Genomic DNA, 19063 nt, shown 5'->3' with positions numbered 1-19063 from the left:
GTTAGCAGCAGCCCATCACCGAGGAGAGTTTCCATGAAGGCGCTGGTCTGGCACGGCAAGGAAGACATACGCTACGACACGGTCACCGATCCCGAGATCGAAGACAGCCGCGATGCGATCATCAAGGTGACGAGCTGCGCCATCTGCGGCAGCGACCTTCACCTTTATCACAACTTCATCCCGGCGATGCTGCCCGGCGACATCATGGGCCACGAGACCATGGGCGAGGTTGTCGATCTAGGTCCCGAGGCGAAGTCCCGGGGCAAGCTGAAGGTCGCTGACCGAGTAGTTATTCCCTTCACGATCATCTGCGGCGAGTGCGATCAGTGCAAACGTGGCAACTTTTCCGTCTGCCAGCGCAGCAACCGCAAGAAGGGCCTGTCCGAAAAGGTGTTCGGCCACTCCACGGCCGGCCTGTTCGGCTACACGCACCTGACCGGCGGCTATCCTGGTGGCCAGGCCGAATATCTGCGCGTGCCGTTCGCCGACGCGACCCACATCAAGGTGCCCACGGGCATTCCCGACGAGAAGTTGCTGTTCCTCAGCGACATCCTTCCCACCGGTTGGCATGCCGCGATGCAGGCTGACATTCAGCCCGGCGACACAGTGGCAATCTGGGGTTGTGGCCCGGTCGGGCAGATGACGATCCGCAGCGCCATGCTGCTCGGCGCTGAGCAGGTCATTGCTATCGATTTCCTGCCCGAGCGGCTGTCGATGGCGGAAGCGGCCGGCGCCACCATCATCAACTTTGAGCAGGAAAGCGTCACCGAACGGCTGACCGAGCTGACCGGCGGCGAGGGTCCGCACAAGTGCATCGATGCGGTCGGCTTTGAGAACCACATCTGCACGGGGCAGCCCGACACGATCCTAGACCGGTTCAAGCAGATGAGCTTGCTGGAGCAGGATCGCGGCCACGTGCTGCGCGAGATGATCTACAATTGCCGACCCGCGGGCGTGATCTCGATCATCGGCGTCTACAGCGGGATGGTCGACAAGTTCCCGATAGGCATCGCCATGAACAAGGGCCTGACCTTCCGCATGGCCCAGGCGCACGTCAACCGCTGGACCGACGACCTTCTCCGCCGGATCGAAGACGGGCAGATCGATCCGTCCTTCGTCATCACGCACAAGGAGCCGCTGTCGGCCGGCCCCGAGATGTATCGGACGTTCCGCGACAAGCAGGACAGCTGCATCAAGGTCATGCTGCAGCCCGGTGCCTAGCGCGCCAATCTCCTTTCCCTCAATCCTCTTTTGCGAGGTGTCATTATGTCTTTCATGCTTTCCCATCTGGCCGACGTCACGCGTTCGCCGGGCGATCCCAAGGTCATCGAGACCGGACCAAGCTCGCTTAAACCGGTCGACAGCTTGGGCCGGGGTCTCGGCTGGTTCAGCCTGGGCCTCGGCCTCACCGAGCTCCTCGCGCCGCAGGTCTTGACCCGTTGGCTCGGGGTGCAGGGCAAGGAAGGTCTCGTCCGCTCCTACGGTGCCCGCGAGATTGCGTCGGGAATCCTGTGCCTGTCGGTCAACAATGATTATGGAGCGTATAGCCGGGTCGGCGGCGACCTGCTCGATCTTGCATCTCTGGCCGGCGCTTACCGTGACGATAATCCCAAGAAGGGAAACGTCGGGACCGCACTTGCCCTCGTGGCGGGCATTACGATCCTCGACGCGCTGGCCGGTAAGTCGATCCGCTCGCTTCACGACCGCAAGGGCGAGCCGGTGCGCGACTACAGCGACCGCAGCGGCTTTCCGAAGGGTGTCGGCTATTCACGTGGCAAGGCAGCCGGACGGACACCGCAGGATTTCCGTGCCACTCCCGCCGCGGCGTCGGCTTCTCCCACCACCGGTGAAACGTCACCGGCTTCCGCCGACCTGATCCTGGAGGTGGCGGGCTAAGCCGCCCGTCGCCAAGCGCGCCGCCAGTCCGGGACAGGTACAGTCATGACCCTTCAGCAGTTCGCCGGGGCAGGGCTCCTCCTACTCTTCCTCGCCGATATCTTCCTGACCGTACTTTATGCCCGGGCTGGCACCGGTCTGCTGGCTCCCTATTGGAACCGTGCAGTCTGGGCGCTCGTCCGGGCCGTCGCGCGACCGTTCGGGCGGAGGCAGAGCAAGGTTCTGAGCTTCGGTGGGCCCCTGATCGTCGTGTCGCTGATCGCCTTCTGGTCGCTCGGCCTGACGATCGGCGCTGCCCTGTTGATCCAGCCCGAACTCGGCACCAGCATCAAACCGTCTAGCGGCGACACCCCAACGGACTTCGTCACCGCCATGCTGGTCGCCGGCAACAGCCTGTCGATCGTCGGCGGGGGCGACTACTCGCCCCAGACCACGGGCACGCGCCTCCTCTACCTGTTCAACTCGCTGGTCGGCGCGTCGGTGCTCTCGCTGGTGCTGAGCTACCTCGTTCAGGTCTATTCGGCCCTTCGCGAGCGCAACGCGCTGGCCCTCGCCATCGACGTAATGACTGCCCGCACCGGGAACGCGGCCGAGATGCTGGCCCGGCTCGGTCCGGACGGTGACTTCAATGACGCCACGAGTTCGCTGGACAACCTGGTGCGCTCCCTTTCGCAGGTGAAGGAAGCGCATCATTTCTATCCCCTGCTTTTCTACTTCCGGTTCGTGGATCCGCGCTATTCGGTGTCCCGGTTCAGCTTCGTCCTGCTCGACCTCACGACCCTCATCGACACAGCTCTCGGTTCGGAGCGATATCGCAGCCTTCAGCGCTCGGCAGCGGTCGTCGCCGTTCGCGAATGCGCCCAGATGCTGATCGAGACTCTCGACCGGAACTTCCCCACTGCGAACGAGGGTCCAAAGACGGTGGCGGACAGGGCAGAGGAAAGCTTTACTCTTGCAACCGAGAGGCTGCGCCAAGAAGGCGCGGAGGTCTTGGGCGACCCACGAGCCTACGTGGCACTACGCAGCGGCTGGGAGCCCGTGATCCGGCGTGTCGCGCCGTCGCTTGGCTACAGAACGGAGGAAATCGATCGGCGAGTTCCGCCTCCTGGCGATTGAAGAAGCCTCACACCATGGCTGATCCGGCGGCAGCTATTTGGCGTTGCTCACCTGAAAGCGGCCGTTCCGCTTTCCACCAGAAGAAGACGGCCGGCGTCATGTCAGCCTGAACGTCGGCAGGTGGCCGTGAGCCGACCGGCTGCCTTCGGGTGGTTAGGGCAGCGAAGAAGACGTTCGTTCAGGCAACTGTCGCGTCTGGAAAGACCCACTCTCAGACATTCAGGTTCGAAATCAGACTGCCCGCGAGCGGACGTTCGTTCATCTAGGTCGGTGCTGGCCAAGACTCCGTACAGCGCCTTGTCGAAGCCAGTATTTCGCGTCGCGGCGTCCGGACCTAAGGCTGGACGATGGCTGACGTTCCCTTCGATTACGTGCTGACGAACCAGAGGATCCGCAATGGCGCGGGCGAGGTCCTCCTTTTCTCTTGGCCGGACTTCGTAGCCACGATCTGCGAGGGGACGTCATGCTTCATCTGCGGCCGCTCGCGCCGCGAGGTGGCGTTCAACGACGAGCACATCGTCCCGAATTGGGCGCTTCGAGCCTTTGGGCTGCACCAGAAGACCGTGACGCTGCCGAACGGCCAGCGCACGATCTATGGCAACTACACCATCCCATGCTGCAAGCGCTGCAACGACGAAATGGCCCGCATGTTCAAGGAGCCGATGAGCGCGCTAATCCGCGCGGGTGGCGAAGCAATACAGGACCACATCGTCGAGCACCACGCGCTCCTGCCTTTCACGTGGATCGGCGCCCTCCTACTCGGCGGAGGGGCCGAGCAGGAATAAGCTGGGAGCGCTAAGCCGACCGCGCAAGTAACAATGAGGCCCGCCGAGCAGTTACGCACTCGACGAGCCCCTCTGTCACGTTCGCGCTGTTGGTCTTGGGGTTTCCCAGCGCTCCACCTGCTTAGGGCGCCGTTCCTTGTGACAGGGTAACTGGAAGGTCCATTCTGGAGGCGATCAAGTAGGTAGCAATAACCTGCGGCTGCGACCATCTGGAGTGCCTTGTGCACATGCACGCTTTCACGGACGCTAGAAACCCATCGCTCTCCCAAGCTGAACGATCCCCTGGCTTGCTGTAATCAGCAACGCCACAGCGCCGATTGAAGCGAAAGCCACTGTCAGGACTATCGCCAAAGTCGCCACTGCACCGAACCGATTGATTGGGTCCTGCTCGCTAGCCGCCCTCCAGAACGATTTTGGCGCTGTTGGGTCGGGGCCCAACTGAAGCGGATCATCATAGGCCGAAACCCCGGTAGGATCATAGTAAGGCCTTACCGTCACCTGCTCGTGGTCGCCGAACACCATGCGGGCGGCATCAATGGAGGTCGCAGTGTTAAGGCGTTGCCGACACCTCTTGAGGTGAATCTCTACTGTCTCGTGTGAAATGCCGAGTTCGAGGGCGATCTCCTTTGCGTTCTTACGCTGCCAGAAGCGCTCAAGGCATTCCATCTGCCTCGACGTCAAAGGCCAGCCTTCATGGGCACTCTCAGGTTCTGCCACCTTCACTCCTTTCTAGGTTCGTTCCCATCACCCCCTGGGTTCGAGAGGAACAGAGCGGCGGTACGGAACGCACGCATATTCCGTCTTACGGTTTTGAATGTCATTTTAGGTCCGCTTGCCTATCATTCTGGGCGGTGACGCAAGCGGCGCAAAGATCAGCGTAGGCGCTCGACTTTGGCTGCCTTGAGCATGTGTTAAGCACTTAGCCGTAGAGCGGAGCACGACGCCCGTCGTGTTGTAGAGCTTAGCCATGCCAGCCGTTCCGATCGCTCTTCGTCAGCTCGCTTCCGACCTTCGACTCTGTGTGCAGAGCCCAGCTATTGACGCTCAAGCCACGCTCTTGCAAACGGCCGCTAAGTTGGAAGCAGACGCCGAGCAGATCGAGCGCCAGTGGCAAGCCTCTCAGCTTAGCCGCTCTCCATCGGCATAGCCTGCCCGCCACTCCCTGAGCCTATCGGCCACCCTATAGCGCGCTTAGGTGCTGGCAGCAGTTATCGCGTTGGCGGCATGAGGCGAGGCCGGCCAGCGCTGCAAAACTGTGTACCCGCGCCATAGCTCCGCCTGACGGCCCTGTCGCCGCCTCTCCGCGATGCTCGCGGCCACCGTCTCGTTAATGGCCTCGAAGTGCTCAACTGGGTCGTTTACGCGCGTTCCAGGGTTTACGCAGATCAGGCGATACTTTGGGATAACAGGCCTCGTACGCAGCTAAGGCTGGCTTCATACCTGCTTTGGGCCATGTAGCAAAAGGGACCCGCCGGTTCGCGCACGTGAACACGGCAGGGCATTTGACACCGGGCAAGGCTCGCTTCACGGGGCGTCGGCAACACGACGTTTCGCACTCGGAGCCTGCGTTGGTGAATGATGATCCACTAGATCATATGCGTGAACGGATTGAGCGCTGCCGCAGGCTCGCCACGTATGTGAACGATGAACGTACCACCCGCGCGCTATTGCAAATGGCAGAGGAAGGGGAAGCGGACCTGTTGCGGCTAGTGGCCGAGCGTGAGCGAACTCAGACCAGCGCACCCGAATCCCAAGATGGCGGCCCGTTCAGAGCTACCGAACAATCGCCAGCAGGAGAGCCAGCGCGACGTTAAGAGCTAGGAAGATTACACCTTCCCACAGCACGCGACGCTCAATCATCGAGGCCGTTTTCATCAGAGTTGCTTGTGTTCAAGGATCAGCACGACTGAGGCAGGGATTGCTGCCGGCATCTCCACATGCACCTGCACTAGCCGCCATCCGTTGGCCGCGTGGCTAGCAACCGCCGCCTGGTAAGCTTGCGGATCGGTGCGCACATCCACGTTATCGAAGTGACACTGGTAGGCCATCGGGCATTCCGCTTGATCTCCAAGCAGGCATACCGTCATTTTGCTGCACTTTGATGAACGCAAGCGATGGTTTCGCCGGCGAGCAAGGTCGCAGAGGCAAGCCTGCATTCTGTAGAAATTCAATCGCGTATAAAGATTGGCTGGCTAGCAGTGCAACTGTGTTCTGGCTCCTTATCGCTCTCGCTACATGGATCGCTCCAGCCGTCGTGCTTGGAATCGTACTCCTGTGGGCAGTCTGGCGAGGACCCAGTGGTCTGGAAGAATCTAGCACTCAACAGAGAGAAACGATCGATCTTGTTCCAGGGGAGTAGCTTGCGACTGCCGGTAAGAGGCCCGGCCGAATATCCTCGACCGGGCTCACGCAACACTTACTGATACTCCGGGAACGTGACATCCATCGCCAGTCTCCCACGTCGCTCTCGCCCTAAGGTGGACGAGACCACAGAAACGCTCATGCAGGCAGCAGGCTTCGGCCCAACCCGGCCTGTCCCATACCGGCTCAATTTGGCCACGCGCCTAAACCGGCTTGTTGCATCTGTGTTGCATGGAGCCGCCGGGAGCCAAACGAAAGCGTCGGAAAACTGCGGAACCGCAAGCAGGTTGCTATCGAGATCCGCAGTCTTCAACTAGCAACGGTCGGAGCTAAGTGCTTGAGGACTCGGGAAATAGGATGGTAGCGGAGGAGGGACTTGAACCCCCGACACGCGGATCATGATTCCGCTACGACCGGCAGGAGTTACGGCTCTCCCGGCGTTCTGTCGCATGTGTGTTGCACCGCGCGGTCTAAGACGGTGGCATTGGGGTATCCGGATTGCCAGAAAGCGGCTTCGATTGTTCTGCTTCAGCAGCCCGGCGCTTGGCGATTATCACGGAAGCGTGCTCCGCGCAGAGCAGTGAACCTCTGATGATCAAGCTTGCGGCGATGTGGCATCCAGCAACCGAACAAGGTGGAAGGCTCTTCTTGGTCACGAGCCAAGTCCTGCTGAAGACCGGTTAGGTGAAAAAGGCTGAAACATAGTGAGCGCCCCCGCGACTGGACCTGTAAGGTGCGGCCGCCCCGAGTGGGTCTGAAGCAGCCGCACCCGGCGGAGATCTCTTACGAGCCGTCTGAGCTTCGCCCAGCTGGGAGGGGCGCTAGCCTGAAGCGAGGCTAGCAGCGATGTGACAGTGGCGTTCCTCGCATGCGCACAGAATGTGCGTAGAGCATGCGCCTCGGCTCTATGCCTTGAAGCTCGTCTGCCGCTCAGTCTTTAGCAACGAGAATTCCATCCCGAAGAGCATCATTCGCAAAGCGCACGATGGCTCCGAGCTGCCTCTGAATGAGTTCAATCGCAGAGGGCTCCTGAACCCTGTCGGGCGGCAGCGCGATCTCGCCGGCCTCGGTTCGGATCAGCGAGCCACCATCAATCAGGCCCTGCACACGCCGCCGAACAGTTTCGCGGTTCAGGCCCGAAGCTGCGGCAATGGACGCTATGTTGCAGCCTTGAAGCTCCTCAAGCGGAAGGTAGACGTCCAGCGCGTGGTACTTCGGCTCCAGCTTGGCCCGTATCAACTTCTCGGAAGTGATCGATATCACCGACAGGATGATGAGCACACTTTGTGGATCTAATCGCTCACGTCGCCAAAGCTCCATTGAACGGGTCATCAGGACGGCGGCTCGGATCGCCGTCATGCGGGTGTTGGCGTTCGCTTGCTCTTCATCGATTACTAGCTGCATCGCAGGCGTCATCTCAGAAGCACCTAAATAAAGAACTCACGCAAGCAGCGAGCCATGCGCCGCAGCCGCGAGTTACCTCTTGGCATCATGTGCGGTTTTGGCAGCTGCTCGTTTCTCGGCTCTACTTGCGGCCCGCTCAACGGCGATGCGGGCTTGCTCTTCTGCAAACTCCTTACGCCGCTCTTCTCGAAACCGTTCCGCTGCCCGCTCGCGTTCGTCGATGCCTTCTAGGATCTCGCAGGTTCCAGCCGCTTCTTGCGCGTTGTTTTGCTTCAGGAGATTTGACGCAGCGGTTTGAAGTGAGCCTCTGACGATCGTATGAAAGCTGCTCTCGATGTCGGACTGGTTTGGGTCGGTCAGCGCCTCGCCGAGCACCTCCTCCATCACTGACCAGATGTCCCAAGCGTTGGAGTGCTTGGCCGCATCAAGGATCGCCGATGAGAGATCGATGATTTGCCGAGGTAGCTCGTGAGGTCCCCCGGCCCCTCGCGTAACTCTGAAAAGGTTTGCCGCCATCTCGCGGGTGGGCCAGCGCAGCTCTCCTAATGCCCGTTCCTTGGCAAGCTCTGCCTCAGTCTTGTTCGTGGCGAGCCTTAGCTTTGGTGGACCGTCTGACATTATAGCTAAGCGAACTATCTGAACTGCGTCGTTCCAGGCAACCGGCTGCGGCTCGTCAGGCTTGAAAGTTAATGGCGCTAATGGCGCTATTGGCACACGAGACTGGAACCGCCATTGTCCACCGCTGGTGCAAATCGCAAGGCCAAACGGAGATCCTTTTTTTGACATTGAACACCCTGGTAGCTGTCGCGTCCCTAGTAGCGGCGAGCGGGGCCGCCGCCCAGCTGGCGGAGCCAACGACAGAGCAGGTGCAGCGACGACTGGCGGAGCTTCACTCTCAGTCTGACGATCGGTCGACTCCCGTCAGAGCGGTGCGATCCTACTTTCAGTATTTGAACGATCGGGAGGAGATGACCTGTCTTGAAAGTCTCGTTCAGGAGAGAATTCAGGCTCCTGTCCGGCGCGCTCTGGATGCCGCGACAGATGCAGGCCGGGACGCATTCTTCGATGACTTGCCCAGGCGCATCGTGCACAGATACGACGGCTTCGACTTCAACCGGTGCATGCGAGAGCGCAATACGATTGCCTATGAGGTGGTCGGAGTAGCGCCGGTTGGCAGCGAGCGGACAAGCATTCAGGTGATAGCTCGCAACACTACCCCGCTGAGGGCAGGAATGGTCCCAGACAGCTATGACACAGAGCGCAGACGAGACGGCACCAAGTACCGTCTGAGCTTCGTGAAGCGCAGCAGTGAGTGGAAGGTCGAGCAGATTGAGGAATGGCAGGACTATGGGTCTGGGGGTCAATGGCGGCAGGAGTTCAAGCGAAGCGACCTAGAGCCGATGGTGCCGTCCACTGTCATGATACGACCGTTCTAATCCTGTGCTTCAGCCGACTGGGGTAACGTTTGTGGTAACGGCTCCGTCGCATTCCCTCCCTTATATCTAGAGGTTGGGCAGACTTCGTCTCCGCCTCACCTCTACGTGGCTTCGCGATATAACAGGCCTTGCTATCTGCAAGTAGTTGGTCGGGGCGATTGCGCGAGCCCGACGTCGGCTCCGCATGAACTGCCGCTCCCCCGACACGCACGTCGGTCGATGCCGAACCGTCGGCTCTAATGTTAGGAACGGGCGCTGAGCCCTCGCCCCGGGCTTCGCGCGGGCGAACGTCTGCTTTCTGCAAATGCGTCCCCGAAAGCCGCTGTTCCACTTCCCACCACCTGCCGCCCCTTGGAGCGGAGCAAATGCTTCCTCTTCGCTAGCGTGAGGGCGGGCGTTCAGCCAACCCTCTTCGGCATACGAACAGACTTCAACGCTTTGCCTCCACTGGACAGGCGTCGCCCGTTAACCCGATCGCGAAAGGTCGCGCTAACGCGTTTGCCGTAAGCGCCGGGCATGTTCCATGAACCGTTGGCCGCCAGGACTACCAATCGCGCGGAAGTACTCGCGGCGTTCAGCTATGCGCTTGACCTGACCGAAGGACAGCCCGCGGGTCATTGCGTGCGGGCCTGCTGGATAGGGATGCAGGTCGGGCAGGCGCTCGGCCTCTCCCGGGCTGAGTTGGGCGACCTCTACTACACGCTGCTGCTCAAGGATCTCGGCTGCAGTAGCAATGCGGCCCGCATCTGCGAGCTTTATGAGGCCGACGACCGCGCCTTCAAGCAGGGCTACAAGACGGTGGGCACCAGCCTCGCATCGACCCTCCACTTCGTCTTCCGAAACACGGCGCAGGGCCGTCCATGGCGCCAGCGTGCCGCCGCGATCGGTAACATCCTACGTAATGGCGACGCGATCGCGCAGGAGATGATTGTTGCCCGTTGCACGCGCGGATCGGACATTGCCCGGACGCTTCGCTTTCCAGATGCAGTTTGCCACGGCATCTACCATCTTGACGAGCACTGGGATGGGTCGGGCCGTCCCGGCCGACTGCGCGGCGAGGCCATTCCAATTCTATCGCGCATCACCCTGCTCGCACAGGTCGTGGAGGTGTTCAACAGCCACGCCGGACCGGCGGCGGCCCTGGACGAGGCGAAGCGGCGAAGCGGCGTCTGGTTTGATCCGTCGCTGGTGCGGGCCCTCGAGCATGCCAGCACCGGGCCGATTTTTTGGAGCACGTTGTCCTCGCCGGCCCTGGAGCGCAGAGTGGTGAGCCTGGCGCCCGCAGAGCGGGCGCAGCAGCTCGACGAAGACTACCTCGATGCTGTGGCGGACGCCTTCGGCCAAGTGATCGATGCGAAAAGCCCATTTACGGCAGGTCACTCGCAGCGGGTCGGCCGACTGAGCGAGCGGATGGGGATGGAAATCGGGCTCAGCGTGGATGAGCGGCGCTGGCTGCGGCGAGCGGCTGTCCTCCACGACGTCGGCAAGCTCGGTGTATCGAGCGCAATTCTGGAAAAGCCGGCCTCGCTGAGCGAGCGCGAGTGGGTCGAGATGCGCAGCCATGCGGCACATACCCGCACCATCCTCAGCCACATCGGTGCGCTCGCCGACCTCGCAGACGTGGCAGCTGCGCACCATGAGCGGCTGGACGGAACCGGCTATCCCCTGGCGATCGGCGCCGAGGCGATCGGCCGCGAGACCCGCATCATCACCGCCTGCGACTTCTTCGACGCTCTAGTGTCCGACCGGCCCTACCGAGCCGCACTCCCGATCGACGGGGCGCTCGCCATTATGCGCGATGCGGTCGGAACGGCAGTGGACTCGGACTGCTTCAACGCGCTGCAGCGTAGCCTCGATTGAGCTAGGCCGTGCGCCTCTGATCGCAGCGCCAGCTCTGAACTCCGCAGTAGCTCGAAAGCGGACATCGCGGATTGCTGAACGAACGGCTGCTTTCTCCCTCGTCTCGCCCTCAAGCAGCCGGCCCGCTATCCACCACCTACGGGCAGGTGAAACCTACATCGTTGTCCGAGATGTCCACATAGTCCCGAGTGTGCAGACTCATGAGCGCGATCATTTCATGTGTGGAGACTCTCAAGAAGCTGCTTGCTGGCCGGGCAACCGGTAGACCTTTGTGAATGCGCAACTCACCGTTTTGTTCGGTCGGCTCTAGCCCTCGCAGCGTTGGTCCTGCTGCTCGCATTCTTTCGCCTCGCGGCGCCGAAGATCCTCTTCGGCCTCGTTCGCCATTTGCAGGAGCACGCGCTTAGTGTGCTCGTCGGCAACGTGGCGCGCTAAGCGTCGGCACTGCCCAACTCGGCCGCGAACTTTGCTCAGCAGGTCTTCCTTGTCCATCATCCCCAAAACTCGAGGAATCAGTGTCGAGTTCCCGACTCTCTGCCTGCCTGGGGAGCCAAGCACCACTTGCGGTTCGCCACCTGCAACCTCGTCACGTCGCCAGGTGTCTGATTCCTCAGCACTGGTCATGTCAGCATACTGCTGCGGGTAGTTAATGAGCAGCTGGTCTCCCGCGTAGCATGGTAAATTCGCGCAGTAGGGCGACCCGTCGAGGCCGGAAGCTGTTGCCTGTAAGTCGGATCGCACTGATACGGTTGACATGGAAGATGCGGAAGTCCTGACGCAGCTGGCACTGAGCGAGGAGCATCAGCGCATCCTCCCCGTAGAATAGGGCAAGCGGCCAGATGGCTCGTTCGGTCGCGATGCCATCTTGATCGAGATATCCGATCATTAATGCCTCTTCGTTCCAGCATGCCTCTCGCACGAGGGCCAGTTCGATCTGGGGTGCACGACGCGTCGGCGACGCCGCAGAACTGCGCATGATCGCGTGCAGTGCCTGCTTGGCCTGCCGTTCCGGAAGAGTGGCTACGATACGTTGCACTGCCGAGCGCGCGGCGAGCACCAGTTCTTCATCGCCTAAGCGCTGGAGCGCCTGAGCTGCGAGCAGCAATGCTTCGATCTCAAGTCGAGAGAAGCTCTGCGGAGGCAAGGCAATGTCCTCAGTAAGCGTATAGCCGAAGCCGGGCTCGCCTTCGATGATGGCGCCGCCGGCGCGCAGCGTCGCAACATCGCGGTACAACTGGCGGGGCGAGATCTCCATTTCGTCCGCGAGGCGCCCAGCCGTGACCGGCGCCGGCAATCGCCGGATCAGGTCCATTAGACGCATCAGTCGGTCAGCCCGTGCCATGCTGACCACTTCTGTCAGGATGACTGGCTTATTCCAAGTCCGACCACGTCAGGAGAACCACCATGTTGCGCTTCTACCATGCACCGAACAGCCGCTCCACGAGCATCAAGCAGTTGGCAATCGAGCTGGGCATCACGGATCAGATCGACACGATCGAAGTCACGATCCCTCGTCAGGACGGCTCGGGAGGTCCTGACCCTCGAAATGCGCATCCTGAAAAAAAGGTGCCCTATCTCATAGACGGAGAGGACAGTGTGCGAGAGCGAGCTGCGATCGTTCTCTACCTGACCGATCGCTTTCCCGAGGCCGGCCTCGGGCGACCGGTCGGTCACGAGCAGCGAGGCCGCTACATCTCGTGGCTGATCTGGTATCAGGGCGTTCTCGAGCCCGTGGCGATCTTGTCCTGGGCAGGGCTGAGCCATCCCGCCGTTACAGCTTCACTGCGCGATTACGATACGGCGCGGGACCACCTTGACGCGGTTCTGAGCAAGCAGCCCTATCTGCTCGGCGATAGCTACAGTGCCGCCGATCTGCTCTGCGCAGGACCCTTCGCCTGGTTCGGCGATCAGATGGCCACCACTCCCGCGATCCGCGCGTGGGTTGCACGCTGTCAGGAACGCCCCTCTGTTGCTGCGACGGGCGAGCGGTGATCCGAGCTTGGATCATCGAGGGCAGACGCTCAAGTGCCACAAGGTTGTCGACATCATCGTGCGGAACCCCGAGGAAAGGCGGTCGGAAAGACCGTCAGCTTCGGGTTTCAGGCTTGCAGCCCCCTTGAGTGCTGGTGCGGCAAGTCGCTCGAGCCTTGCCCCCGGCATCGCCTGCTTTCAAGCATTTCCAACTCGAAAGCCGCCGTTCTGCTTCCCACCACCCGCAGACATCGGTTTGAAGCCAGCTTGAGCGTCGGCAAGTGGCCGAAAGAAGGCGGAACAAAGCGCTCACCCGTTGCCCAAAGCTGGTCTTACTGGCACTTTCTTCCGCGAAACCTCGAGAGATAACCCTCATGCTCATTGTTTTGATTGCAGCAGGCCTTGCCGCAAACCAAGCTACGTCAAAGCTTGTGGACTGCGGCAGCGATGCGACGGAGTTCATGAGGGCCTATGCGTCGGATCTTTCCCGAGGCGATCGAGGCGCCGTCGCCGCACGCTACAGCGCGCTGGGAGCCTATTCACTGGGCTTCACACCGAAAAGTCGCGATAGCTTCGATGCAATTGGTAAGCGTTACGCGAGTCCAGAGTGGCAAAAGCCCGACAAGTTCGCGTGGCAGGATCTCAGCTATGAACAGATCAGCCCGGACACTTGCCTTGTCGTTGGTGGCTTCAGCTGGACCGCTGGCAGCCGGACGGCTCAAATGGCCTATACGGCAGTGCTAAGGGTAGAGAACAATAACCTTCGCATCATCCTAGAACACGAAAACATGTTAGCTGGATCGCCCGCACAGAAGTGACCGGGTGGAGGCTCTAATTGTGCGACAGAGCCTGCTTTCTGACGATCGCCGAATCCGGCCCCGGGGAAGAGCACTGAGCTCGAAGCAGCTCCGCGCAGCCGATCCGCTCACGGCTTGCTAGCTTTCCGATGATCCAAACTGAGCACTCGATAGCTTTGCCAACTGGCACCAGTTCGCTTCCATACGACCGAGAAAGTCGCTGAGCCCAGAAAGCGTTCGGGCTTGCCCGGGTCGGTGCGGTAGAAACGGTGCCTACCCGTAGCGACGGCTCCGAAGCCTGGCACGGGATCAACGCGGAAGGTGCCAGGAACGATTACTCTCCGTGTGCTGGCGCCGGTTCTAGCAAGGTTGTCGCACCGGCGAGCAACGAAGCTTAAGTCGGCAGCCGGCCCGATCGTTAGGCCATGCTGGTCATGGTAGAACTCCTGATCGGGCGAGATTAGTGCCCTCAATTTTTCGGGCGCCTCACAATCTTTCCAAAGGAGGCGAAAATACTCCGCGTCGACAGCCGCGATCTCTGCCTTCAGCGCGTCGGGAGAGAGCTCTGGAGCAGCAGGGGAGGAAGCTTGGGCACCCAATACAAACAGCAGGCTGATCATGCAGGCGGTCGAGCAGATGAATACCTGTCATTCAAGATGCTGCCAGGATGGCGATTGGCGCTAAGCCGTCATCTAGGCCCTTCGCGGGCACACCTCTGCATTCTGTGGGTGCGGACCCGAAAGCTGCCATTCCGCTTCCCACCATGAGCAGACGTCAGCCGAGGCGAACGAAGGTCCGCTAACGAGTTCCGCCGTTTCCGGCCTGAGCAGCCGAGATGGGCGCAAAGCAGCCGGCGAGCTTACTTGCGGAATGGGTGGAAAGCGGACCTAAGCTTAGCTGCGGGCCGGGCGTCTGCTTGCTGTCACACCCAGCTGATCCCCAGCGTTCGAGGCGGCCGCCGCACGGGCGAGCTCACGCTTGCCCGAGAAGTAGGTGTCCTCATCGTCCACTGTTTTCGACCGGCGCGCTTTGCGTGACGGGCAGGAAGAAGAGCCCAGGCAGAACAAGCAGGCATGCCCAAGCGATATGTACGTCGGCGAAGGCCAAGGGTATCGCGGCACCGTAAGCGATAACGGCCGGCCAAATTCTCCTGAAAACCCGGCGGTGCAGCGAACGGTGTAATTGGTTTCGGCTGATCTTCGCTCCGCGCAGCAGACCGAACGACAGCGTACATGTCATGACGACGAACGCGTAGGCGGCGACCGCCCTCGGCGCCGTCGGGTGAAGTCCAAAGAAATGTGCGACGATCGGGATCAAGGTTATCCAGAACAACGCATTGTTGTTGAGCCAGATTGTTGCGCGGTCAGCGCGTAGAAGTGTGAAGACGAGATAGTGATGATTACTCCAGAAAATCGCGATCACGACAAAGCTGAGCGCATAGGTCGCAACGACGGCTGCGAGCCCCATCAGCGCTTGACCATCGCTATCAAAAGCGAGCGCATCCGGAATGCGAATTTCCAAGATCATGATGGTGACAACGATTGCAAAGACCGCGTCTGAAAAGGACTCTTGACGCCGATTCGTGGGCCTAAGCTCCGGCGGTATGGACGTTCTGCGCTTTGCACTTGCCTCCACGGGCCGCTTGGCTCCTACCGGTGCGAGGCAAATTGCCGCGATAGTTGCGTTCACGGTCTCGAACGAATGGGTGCGAAGGCCGCGCGCAGCTCCGCGCTGAACACCTGTGGCTGTTCCCAAGCTGCAAAGTGCCCGCCTTTCGCCGCCTCGTGGAAGTAGAGGAGGGTCGGATAGGCGCGCCGCGCCCAACTCTCCGGAGCTACGTAAATTTCATCGGGAAAGGCCGTGATCGCAACCGGCACCTTGATGTCCGCCGTTTTCTGGGCGGCGGCGGAAAGCACGCTGCGCGACCCGTTCTCCCAATACTCGCGTGCGGCCGACACTGCGGTGTTTGTCAGCCAATAAAGGGAGAAGTTGTCCAGCACGTCGTCCCGGGTCGGCGATTGCCTTGGATCCCGGCCGTATTGCCATTTGTCGAAGCCGGTATGAACCAGCATCCAGCCGGCAAGCCCCGCCGGAGAATCGGTCAGGCCATACCCGACTGCCTGTGGCCTGGTCGTCATCATGAACGCATATGCCCGAGCGTTCTTGTTGAACGCGTCCACTGCCTGAAACGCAACGCGTTCCTTGTCGGACAGGCCGGCCGGCGCCATGCCGCTCGCGAGGGCCGGTCCGAGTTCGGGCGGAAGAGTTGCTGGCAGGCTGCTGTGGATCGCAAGCAGGCCTTGCGGTGCTTGGCGTCCAAGCGAGTTGGCGACCAGTGCTCCCAGGTCTCCGCCTTGCGCCACCCAGCGGCTGTAGCCGAGCCGCTTCATCAATTCGGCATAGCTCCGAGCAATCCGGTCGGGATCCCACCCCGTAGTGGTTGGCCGTGAGGAGAAGCCGAACCCGGGCATGGACGGGATTACGACATCAAACGCGTCTTCAGCCCTGCCACCATGGGCCACTGGGTCCGTCAGGGGTCCCACTAGCTTGAGTTGCTCGAACACGGAACCTGGCCAGCCGTGCATGACAAGCAATGGAAGTGCGTTCTTTTCGCGGGACCGTACTTGAATGAAGTGGATGCGGACGCCGTCGATGTCCGTCGTATATTGCGGCAGCGAATTGAGCTTCGCTTCGGCCTTGCGCCAGTCGTACGAGCCGCCCCAGTAACCAACGAGCTCTCGCATGTTTGCGAGCTGCGCTCCTTGCGACGCATCGTTGACCGTTTCCTTGTCCGGCCAGCGGGTTTGCTGAAGGCGTCGCTTGAGGTCTGCGATGTCGCGTTCCGGCACGTGCACTCTGAACGCGCGAATCCCTGTGTCGGCGGGTCTCTGCGCTTGAGTAGGATTCACGCCGATCGTGAGAATGCCAAGAGTCACGAGGAACGTACGCATATCGACATCTCCCTTTGGTGGGCTGACGACGCGGACTAACGGATCACTGGGGCTACCTTGGCTGTGGCGGGAACCGTGAAGTTGAGGGTTACCACCTGCCCGGGAAAGACGACGTGGTTTGCGTTGACCAGCTGGATAGTGACGCGGTGTGGGCCAGGCGCGAGATTGGCTACATCAACGGTATTGCTGTCGCTCGCGTCGGCCCACCACTGCGGTCCGTCGTCCACGATCACATGAAGGTGACCGATCCTGGGACTAACCTTCAAACCGTCGGGCCCAAATACCGGGACAATGCGAAGGTTCTCGACACGGTACTGCGCTTGGAAAACGCCGACCTTCAGTCCTTCTTGGAAGGGCGGATCGACGACAAGCCGAGGTGGTGGCTGATCCGTCAAGGAGTTTTCGTAGGGTGACACGCCGCGGATGTCCCTCGCCGTTTGTGCGCTGGCGACGCCCGCCGCTGCAACGAGCACGAGCATGATCGTGCCGTAAGTTTGGATGCTCACAGCTGCTCTCCTCCCTCTTGAGACGACTCGCAAACTTGGAGTTCAGAGCATCGCACCTAACCATCACTTTACCAATACCCAGTTCGCCGCAGAGCCGCAGGGGCAACGAGGGCACTGAGCTGCTGCAACACTAATGTCCGATATGGGTCGGAACCGGACACATTTAGCTCGGAAGGTGAACGACGTCTGCTAACGGGCGATCGCTAGGCCGCCTTGAGCGTCCAAGAAGGGCGCTAAGCCGACGTCTTGGCCCGCCTGAACGAACTGCAGCTTATCGGATTTGCTCACCTGAAGCTGCCCGTCCGCTTGCCACCACGAGCAGACGTTCGGACACAACCAGCTGATCGGGCCCAGATGACTGTTTGCGTGCCACTGCGATTATGTTTCTCTGCTGGCCTACGGCGCGGTCAGATATTGCAGGCACCTTGGAGCAGCCACCTATACCGTGCATCAGTTGCCTTGTTCTTGCGCTGGGTGAAGATCGAAAGAGATGATCGGCGATATGGAAGGCACCTCGCTGCGACTTCTGGATCTCGAATTCGATCCGCATGTCCGCTCAATGAGTGTGAGTGGGCAGAGAACGGTGCTCGATCGTCGATCGTGGAGCGTCTTCGCGGCTCTCGCGAAGCGTCTCGGCGAATGCGTCAGCAAGGAGGAATTGCTGCGTGCCGCCTGGCCGCATCAGCTGGTCCACGAAAACTCACTCGCTAAGGCGATCAGCAAGCTACGCAGGACCATAAGCGGATCCGGGCTCGAGATCGTCGCCGCCTACGGCGTCGGCTATATCCTTCGTGAGGCCGCTCGCGACCAGGCGCCTGCCCTCGAAAACGAGGAGCCAGTCGGACCTGCTAGATCAGTTGCGAAGTCGATCCGATCACGGTGTTCTACGAGCGCTGTTGTCGTCGCGGCCCTGCTTGTGATCCTGTCCGCTGTGGGCATCACCGGGGCTTTCGCTCCCGCACAGCGGGCTGTGCCAATTCGCACAGCGCCGCCGCTCACGCATGATGCGCCTAATGCTGTCGCGACGATCTTGTGGGTCGACGATCACCCTTCCAACAATCGACTGGAGATCGCGGCCTTCAAGCAGCACCGGATTGCGGTGCATCTTGCGGGGTCGACAGAAGACGCACTCAAACTAGTCGCCATGAACCGCTACGCGCTCCTGATCAGCGACCTTGGGCGCGGCGATGATCGCCTCGCCGGATTGAGGATGATCGAAGCGATGCAAGATAGACGGATGATGGTCCCCGTCATCATCTACACGATGCGGCCGAAGGATCGTGCGGGACAAGAGGCGCAAAGGCGGATGGTGACTGCCGCCGGCGCCATCGACTTGGCGGTTACGCCGCAAGAGGTGCGTGCGAAAGTGCTGAAGAGGCTTGCGCCTTCAACCGAGGCGCAGGGGGAGGCTGCCGTTGGCTTGGGGCAAGCCGAGCACCGGACCGACTGACCCAGAGCGACACTCATCTCGTCCAATCGGTCGTTCTCACAGTTTTTCAGATTCACGGGAAAGATTGTCGCGCTTCGTTTCGTCATGACGAGCCAACGATCAATCAGTCAGCGCTCGTCGCGCGCGACTTGGTTCGATTCGATTGGCGGGAGGCAAGATGCGGGAGGACACCTTTGCCAGTGAGGCGCGCAAGTGCCGGACCTTGGCGCGTCGATATTCTGGTCGTCCGGAACAGCGCCTGCTCATCAATGTCGCTGCAGCATTTGAAGACCTCGCGCGAAAGCGGAGCAGCGATCAGTGATTGAGCTGAGGGGACAATAGCGGTGCGTTGATTGCGCGATGCAAACCTTCCGCGTTCTGTATGTCGACCAGGGTGTTCTCGAGCATACGGATGAGGTGCGCGTCCGAGGTGGCCTGGAAGCCATCGAGAAAGCCTCTGGTAAGCCTCGGCACCTCCGGGTGGAGATCTGGACGGCCAGCGGGCGCGTTGCTGTGATCGGCCTGCCCTTTGCTGAGGTTCCCGGTCCTGC

The 19063-nt window shown here is 60.9% G+C and carries 19 protein-coding genes; 9 read left to right on the top strand and 10 right to left on the bottom strand.

The genetic code is table 11. The features are described 5' to 3' along the window. Nucleotides 1-33: 33 nt before the first annotated feature. The 4 genes from OMW55_RS11755 to OMW55_RS11740 all read left to right on the top strand — a co-directional run bounded on the left by OMW55_RS11755 (nucleotide 34) and on the right by OMW55_RS11740 (nucleotide 3797). Complete coding sequence (locus tag OMW55_RS11755) at nucleotides 34-1221, top strand: zinc-dependent alcohol dehydrogenase (RefSeq protein WP_264883340.1); 1188 nt, start codon at nucleotides 34-36, stop codon at nucleotides 1219-1221. A gap of 54 nt (nucleotides 1222-1275) precedes the next feature. After that, the gene (locus OMW55_RS11750) at nucleotides 1276-1896 is read left to right on the top strand and encodes a hypothetical protein (protein ID WP_264883338.1); all 621 of its coding nucleotides are present in this window, start codon (nucleotides 1276-1278) and stop codon (nucleotides 1894-1896) included. Nucleotides 1897-1941: 45 nt separating this feature from the next. Further along, nucleotides 1942-3012: a potassium channel family protein gene (locus OMW55_RS11745; RefSeq protein ID WP_264883336.1), complete on the top strand. Its 1071-nt coding sequence runs from the start codon at nucleotides 1942-1944 to the stop codon at nucleotides 3010-3012. 347 nt (nucleotides 3013-3359) lie between these two features. Continuing rightward, on the top strand, nucleotides 3360-3797 hold the full coding sequence (locus OMW55_RS11740; RefSeq protein ID WP_264883334.1) for an HNH endonuclease: 438 nt from the start codon (nucleotides 3360-3362) through the stop codon (nucleotides 3795-3797). A gap of 246 nt (nucleotides 3798-4043) precedes the next feature. Here OMW55_RS11740 and OMW55_RS11735 read toward each other — a convergent pair whose 3' ends face one another. From OMW55_RS11735 to OMW55_RS11720, 4 genes are all read right to left on the bottom strand, one after another. Beyond that, nucleotides 4044-4514, bottom strand: coding sequence for a helix-turn-helix domain-containing protein (locus tag OMW55_RS11735; RefSeq protein ID WP_264883333.1), 471 nt, complete (start codon nucleotides 4512-4514; stop codon nucleotides 4044-4046). 1157 nt (nucleotides 4515-5671) lie between these two features. After that, nucleotides 5672-5884: a hypothetical protein gene (locus tag OMW55_RS11730; protein ID WP_264883332.1), complete on the bottom strand. Its 213-nt coding sequence runs from the start codon at nucleotides 5882-5884 to the stop codon at nucleotides 5672-5674. Nucleotides 5885-7088: 1204 nt separating this feature from the next. After that, nucleotides 7089-7574: a hypothetical protein gene (locus tag OMW55_RS11725; protein ID WP_264883330.1), complete on the bottom strand. Its 486-nt coding sequence runs from the start codon at nucleotides 7572-7574 to the stop codon at nucleotides 7089-7091. Between the two features lie 60 nt (nucleotides 7575-7634). Further along, nucleotides 7635-8180: a hypothetical protein gene (locus tag OMW55_RS11720; RefSeq protein ID WP_264883328.1), complete on the bottom strand. Its 546-nt coding sequence runs from the start codon at nucleotides 8178-8180 to the stop codon at nucleotides 7635-7637. A 503-nt stretch (nucleotides 8181-8683) separates the two neighbouring features. Here OMW55_RS11720 and OMW55_RS11715 point away from each other — a divergent pair. Together OMW55_RS11715 and OMW55_RS11710 are read left to right on the top strand one after the other, a co-directional pair. After that, nucleotides 8684-8998: a hypothetical protein gene (locus tag OMW55_RS11715; RefSeq protein ID WP_264883326.1), complete on the top strand. Its 315-nt coding sequence runs from the start codon at nucleotides 8684-8686 to the stop codon at nucleotides 8996-8998. A gap of 516 nt (nucleotides 8999-9514) precedes the next feature. Next, on the top strand, nucleotides 9515-10858 hold the full coding sequence (locus OMW55_RS11710; RefSeq protein WP_264883324.1) for an HD-GYP domain-containing protein: 1344 nt from the start codon (nucleotides 9515-9517) through the stop codon (nucleotides 10856-10858). A gap of 306 nt (nucleotides 10859-11164) precedes the next feature. Here OMW55_RS11710 and OMW55_RS11705 read toward each other — a convergent pair whose 3' ends face one another. Together OMW55_RS11705 and OMW55_RS11700 are read right to left on the bottom strand one after the other, a co-directional pair. Next, nucleotides 11165-11482 (bottom strand): hypothetical protein, encoded by a 318-nt coding sequence (locus OMW55_RS11705; protein WP_264883322.1) that lies wholly within the window; start codon nucleotides 11480-11482, stop codon nucleotides 11165-11167. A 22-nt stretch (nucleotides 11483-11504) separates the two neighbouring features. Further along, nucleotides 11505-12200 (bottom strand): helix-turn-helix transcriptional regulator, encoded by a 696-nt coding sequence (locus tag OMW55_RS11700; RefSeq protein WP_264883320.1) that lies wholly within the window; start codon nucleotides 12198-12200, stop codon nucleotides 11505-11507. 62 nt (nucleotides 12201-12262) lie between these two features. On the opposite strand from OMW55_RS11700, the gene OMW55_RS11695 reads away from it, so the two are divergent. Both OMW55_RS11695 and OMW55_RS11690 read left to right on the top strand, forming a co-directional pair. Then, on the top strand, nucleotides 12263-12850 hold the full coding sequence (locus OMW55_RS11695; protein WP_264883319.1) for a glutathione S-transferase family protein: 588 nt from the start codon (nucleotides 12263-12265) through the stop codon (nucleotides 12848-12850). A 353-nt stretch (nucleotides 12851-13203) separates the two neighbouring features. Continuing rightward, complete coding sequence (locus tag OMW55_RS11690; RefSeq protein WP_264883318.1) at nucleotides 13204-13647, top strand: hypothetical protein; 444 nt, start codon at nucleotides 13204-13206, stop codon at nucleotides 13645-13647. A 107-nt stretch (nucleotides 13648-13754) separates the two neighbouring features. Here OMW55_RS11690 and OMW55_RS13990 read toward each other — a convergent pair whose 3' ends face one another. From OMW55_RS13990 to OMW55_RS11675, 4 genes are all read right to left on the bottom strand, one after another. Then, a complete protein-coding gene (locus OMW55_RS13990) occupies nucleotides 13755-14246 on the bottom strand; it encodes a nuclear transport factor 2 family protein (RefSeq protein ID WP_407822140.1) in 492 nt (163 codons plus the stop codon). A 379-nt stretch (nucleotides 14247-14625) separates the two neighbouring features. Then, nucleotides 14626-15261 carry a TMEM175 family protein gene (locus OMW55_RS11685; protein WP_264883317.1) on the bottom strand — a complete coding sequence of 212 codons (636 nt, stop codon included), beginning with the start codon at nucleotides 15259-15261 and terminating at the stop codon, nucleotides 14626-14628. Nucleotides 15262-15311: 50 nt separating this feature from the next. Further along, a complete protein-coding gene (locus OMW55_RS11680) occupies nucleotides 15312-16577 on the bottom strand; it encodes an epoxide hydrolase family protein (protein ID WP_264883316.1) in 1266 nt (421 codons plus the stop codon). 35 nt (nucleotides 16578-16612) lie between these two features. Next, nucleotides 16613-17083, bottom strand: a complete 471-nt coding sequence (locus tag OMW55_RS11675) for a DUF6130 family protein (RefSeq protein WP_264883315.1) — start codon at nucleotides 17081-17083, stop codon at nucleotides 16613-16615. 490 nt (nucleotides 17084-17573) lie between these two features. Here OMW55_RS11675 and OMW55_RS11670 point away from each other — a divergent pair, with 490 nt between their 5' ends. Further along, a complete protein-coding gene (locus tag OMW55_RS11670) occupies nucleotides 17574-18533 on the top strand; it encodes a winged helix-turn-helix domain-containing protein (RefSeq protein WP_264883313.1) in 960 nt (319 codons plus the stop codon). Nucleotides 18534-19063: the final 530 nt, after the last annotated feature.

Source organism: Sphingomonas arvum (assembly GCF_026013565.1).
Lineage (GTDB): Bacteria > Pseudomonadota > Alphaproteobacteria > Sphingomonadales > Sphingomonadaceae > Sphingomicrobium > Sphingomicrobium arvum.
This window is presented reverse-complemented; position numbering and strand designations above follow the sequence as displayed.

Excerpts from the sequence above, each read along its gene's own strand:
- OMW55_RS13990 (WP_407822140.1), bottom strand. The coding sequence starts at position 14,246 with ATGATCAGCCTGCTGTTTGTATTGGGTGCCCAAGCTTCCTCCCCTGCT.
- OMW55_RS11710 (WP_264883324.1), top strand. The coding sequence starts at position 9,515 with ATGTTCCATGAACCGTTGGCCGCCAGGACTACCAATCGCGCGGAAGTA.
- OMW55_RS11740 (WP_264883334.1), top strand. The coding sequence starts at position 3,360 with ATGGCTGACGTTCCCTTCGATTACGTGCTGACGAACCAGAGGATCCGC.
- OMW55_RS11690 (WP_264883318.1), top strand. The coding sequence starts at position 13,204 with ATGCTCATTGTTTTGATTGCAGCAGGCCTTGCCGCAAACCAAGCTACG.
- OMW55_RS11755 (WP_264883340.1), top strand. The coding sequence starts at position 34 with ATGAAGGCGCTGGTCTGGCACGGCAAGGAAGACATACGCTACGACACG.
- OMW55_RS11670 (WP_264883313.1), top strand. The coding sequence starts at position 17,574 with ATGATCGGCGATATGGAAGGCACCTCGCTGCGACTTCTGGATCTCGAA.
- OMW55_RS11715 (WP_264883326.1), top strand. The coding sequence starts at position 8,684 with ATGCGAGAGCGCAATACGATTGCCTATGAGGTGGTCGGAGTAGCGCCG.
- OMW55_RS11750 (WP_264883338.1), top strand. The coding sequence starts at position 1,276 with ATGCTTTCCCATCTGGCCGACGTCACGCGTTCGCCGGGCGATCCCAAG.
- OMW55_RS11700 (WP_264883320.1), bottom strand. The coding sequence starts at position 12,200 with ATGGCACGGGCTGACCGACTGATGCGTCTAATGGACCTGATCCGGCGA.
- OMW55_RS11720 (WP_264883328.1), bottom strand. The coding sequence starts at position 8,180 with ATGTCAGACGGTCCACCAAAGCTAAGGCTCGCCACGAACAAGACTGAG.
- OMW55_RS11695 (WP_264883319.1), top strand. The coding sequence starts at position 12,263 with ATGTTGCGCTTCTACCATGCACCGAACAGCCGCTCCACGAGCATCAAG.
- OMW55_RS11730 (WP_264883332.1), bottom strand. The coding sequence starts at position 5,884 with ATGACGGTATGCCTGCTTGGAGATCAAGCGGAATGCCCGATGGCCTAC.
- OMW55_RS11705 (WP_264883322.1), bottom strand. The coding sequence starts at position 11,482 with ATGACCAGTGCTGAGGAATCAGACACCTGGCGACGTGACGAGGTTGCA.
- OMW55_RS11725 (WP_264883330.1), bottom strand. The coding sequence starts at position 7,574 with ATGACGCCTGCGATGCAGCTAGTAATCGATGAAGAGCAAGCGAACGCC.
- OMW55_RS11680 (WP_264883316.1), bottom strand. The coding sequence starts at position 16,577 with ATGCGTACGTTCCTCGTGACTCTTGGCATTCTCACGATCGGCGTGAAT.
- OMW55_RS11745 (WP_264883336.1), top strand. The coding sequence starts at position 1,942 with ATGACCCTTCAGCAGTTCGCCGGGGCAGGGCTCCTCCTACTCTTCCTC.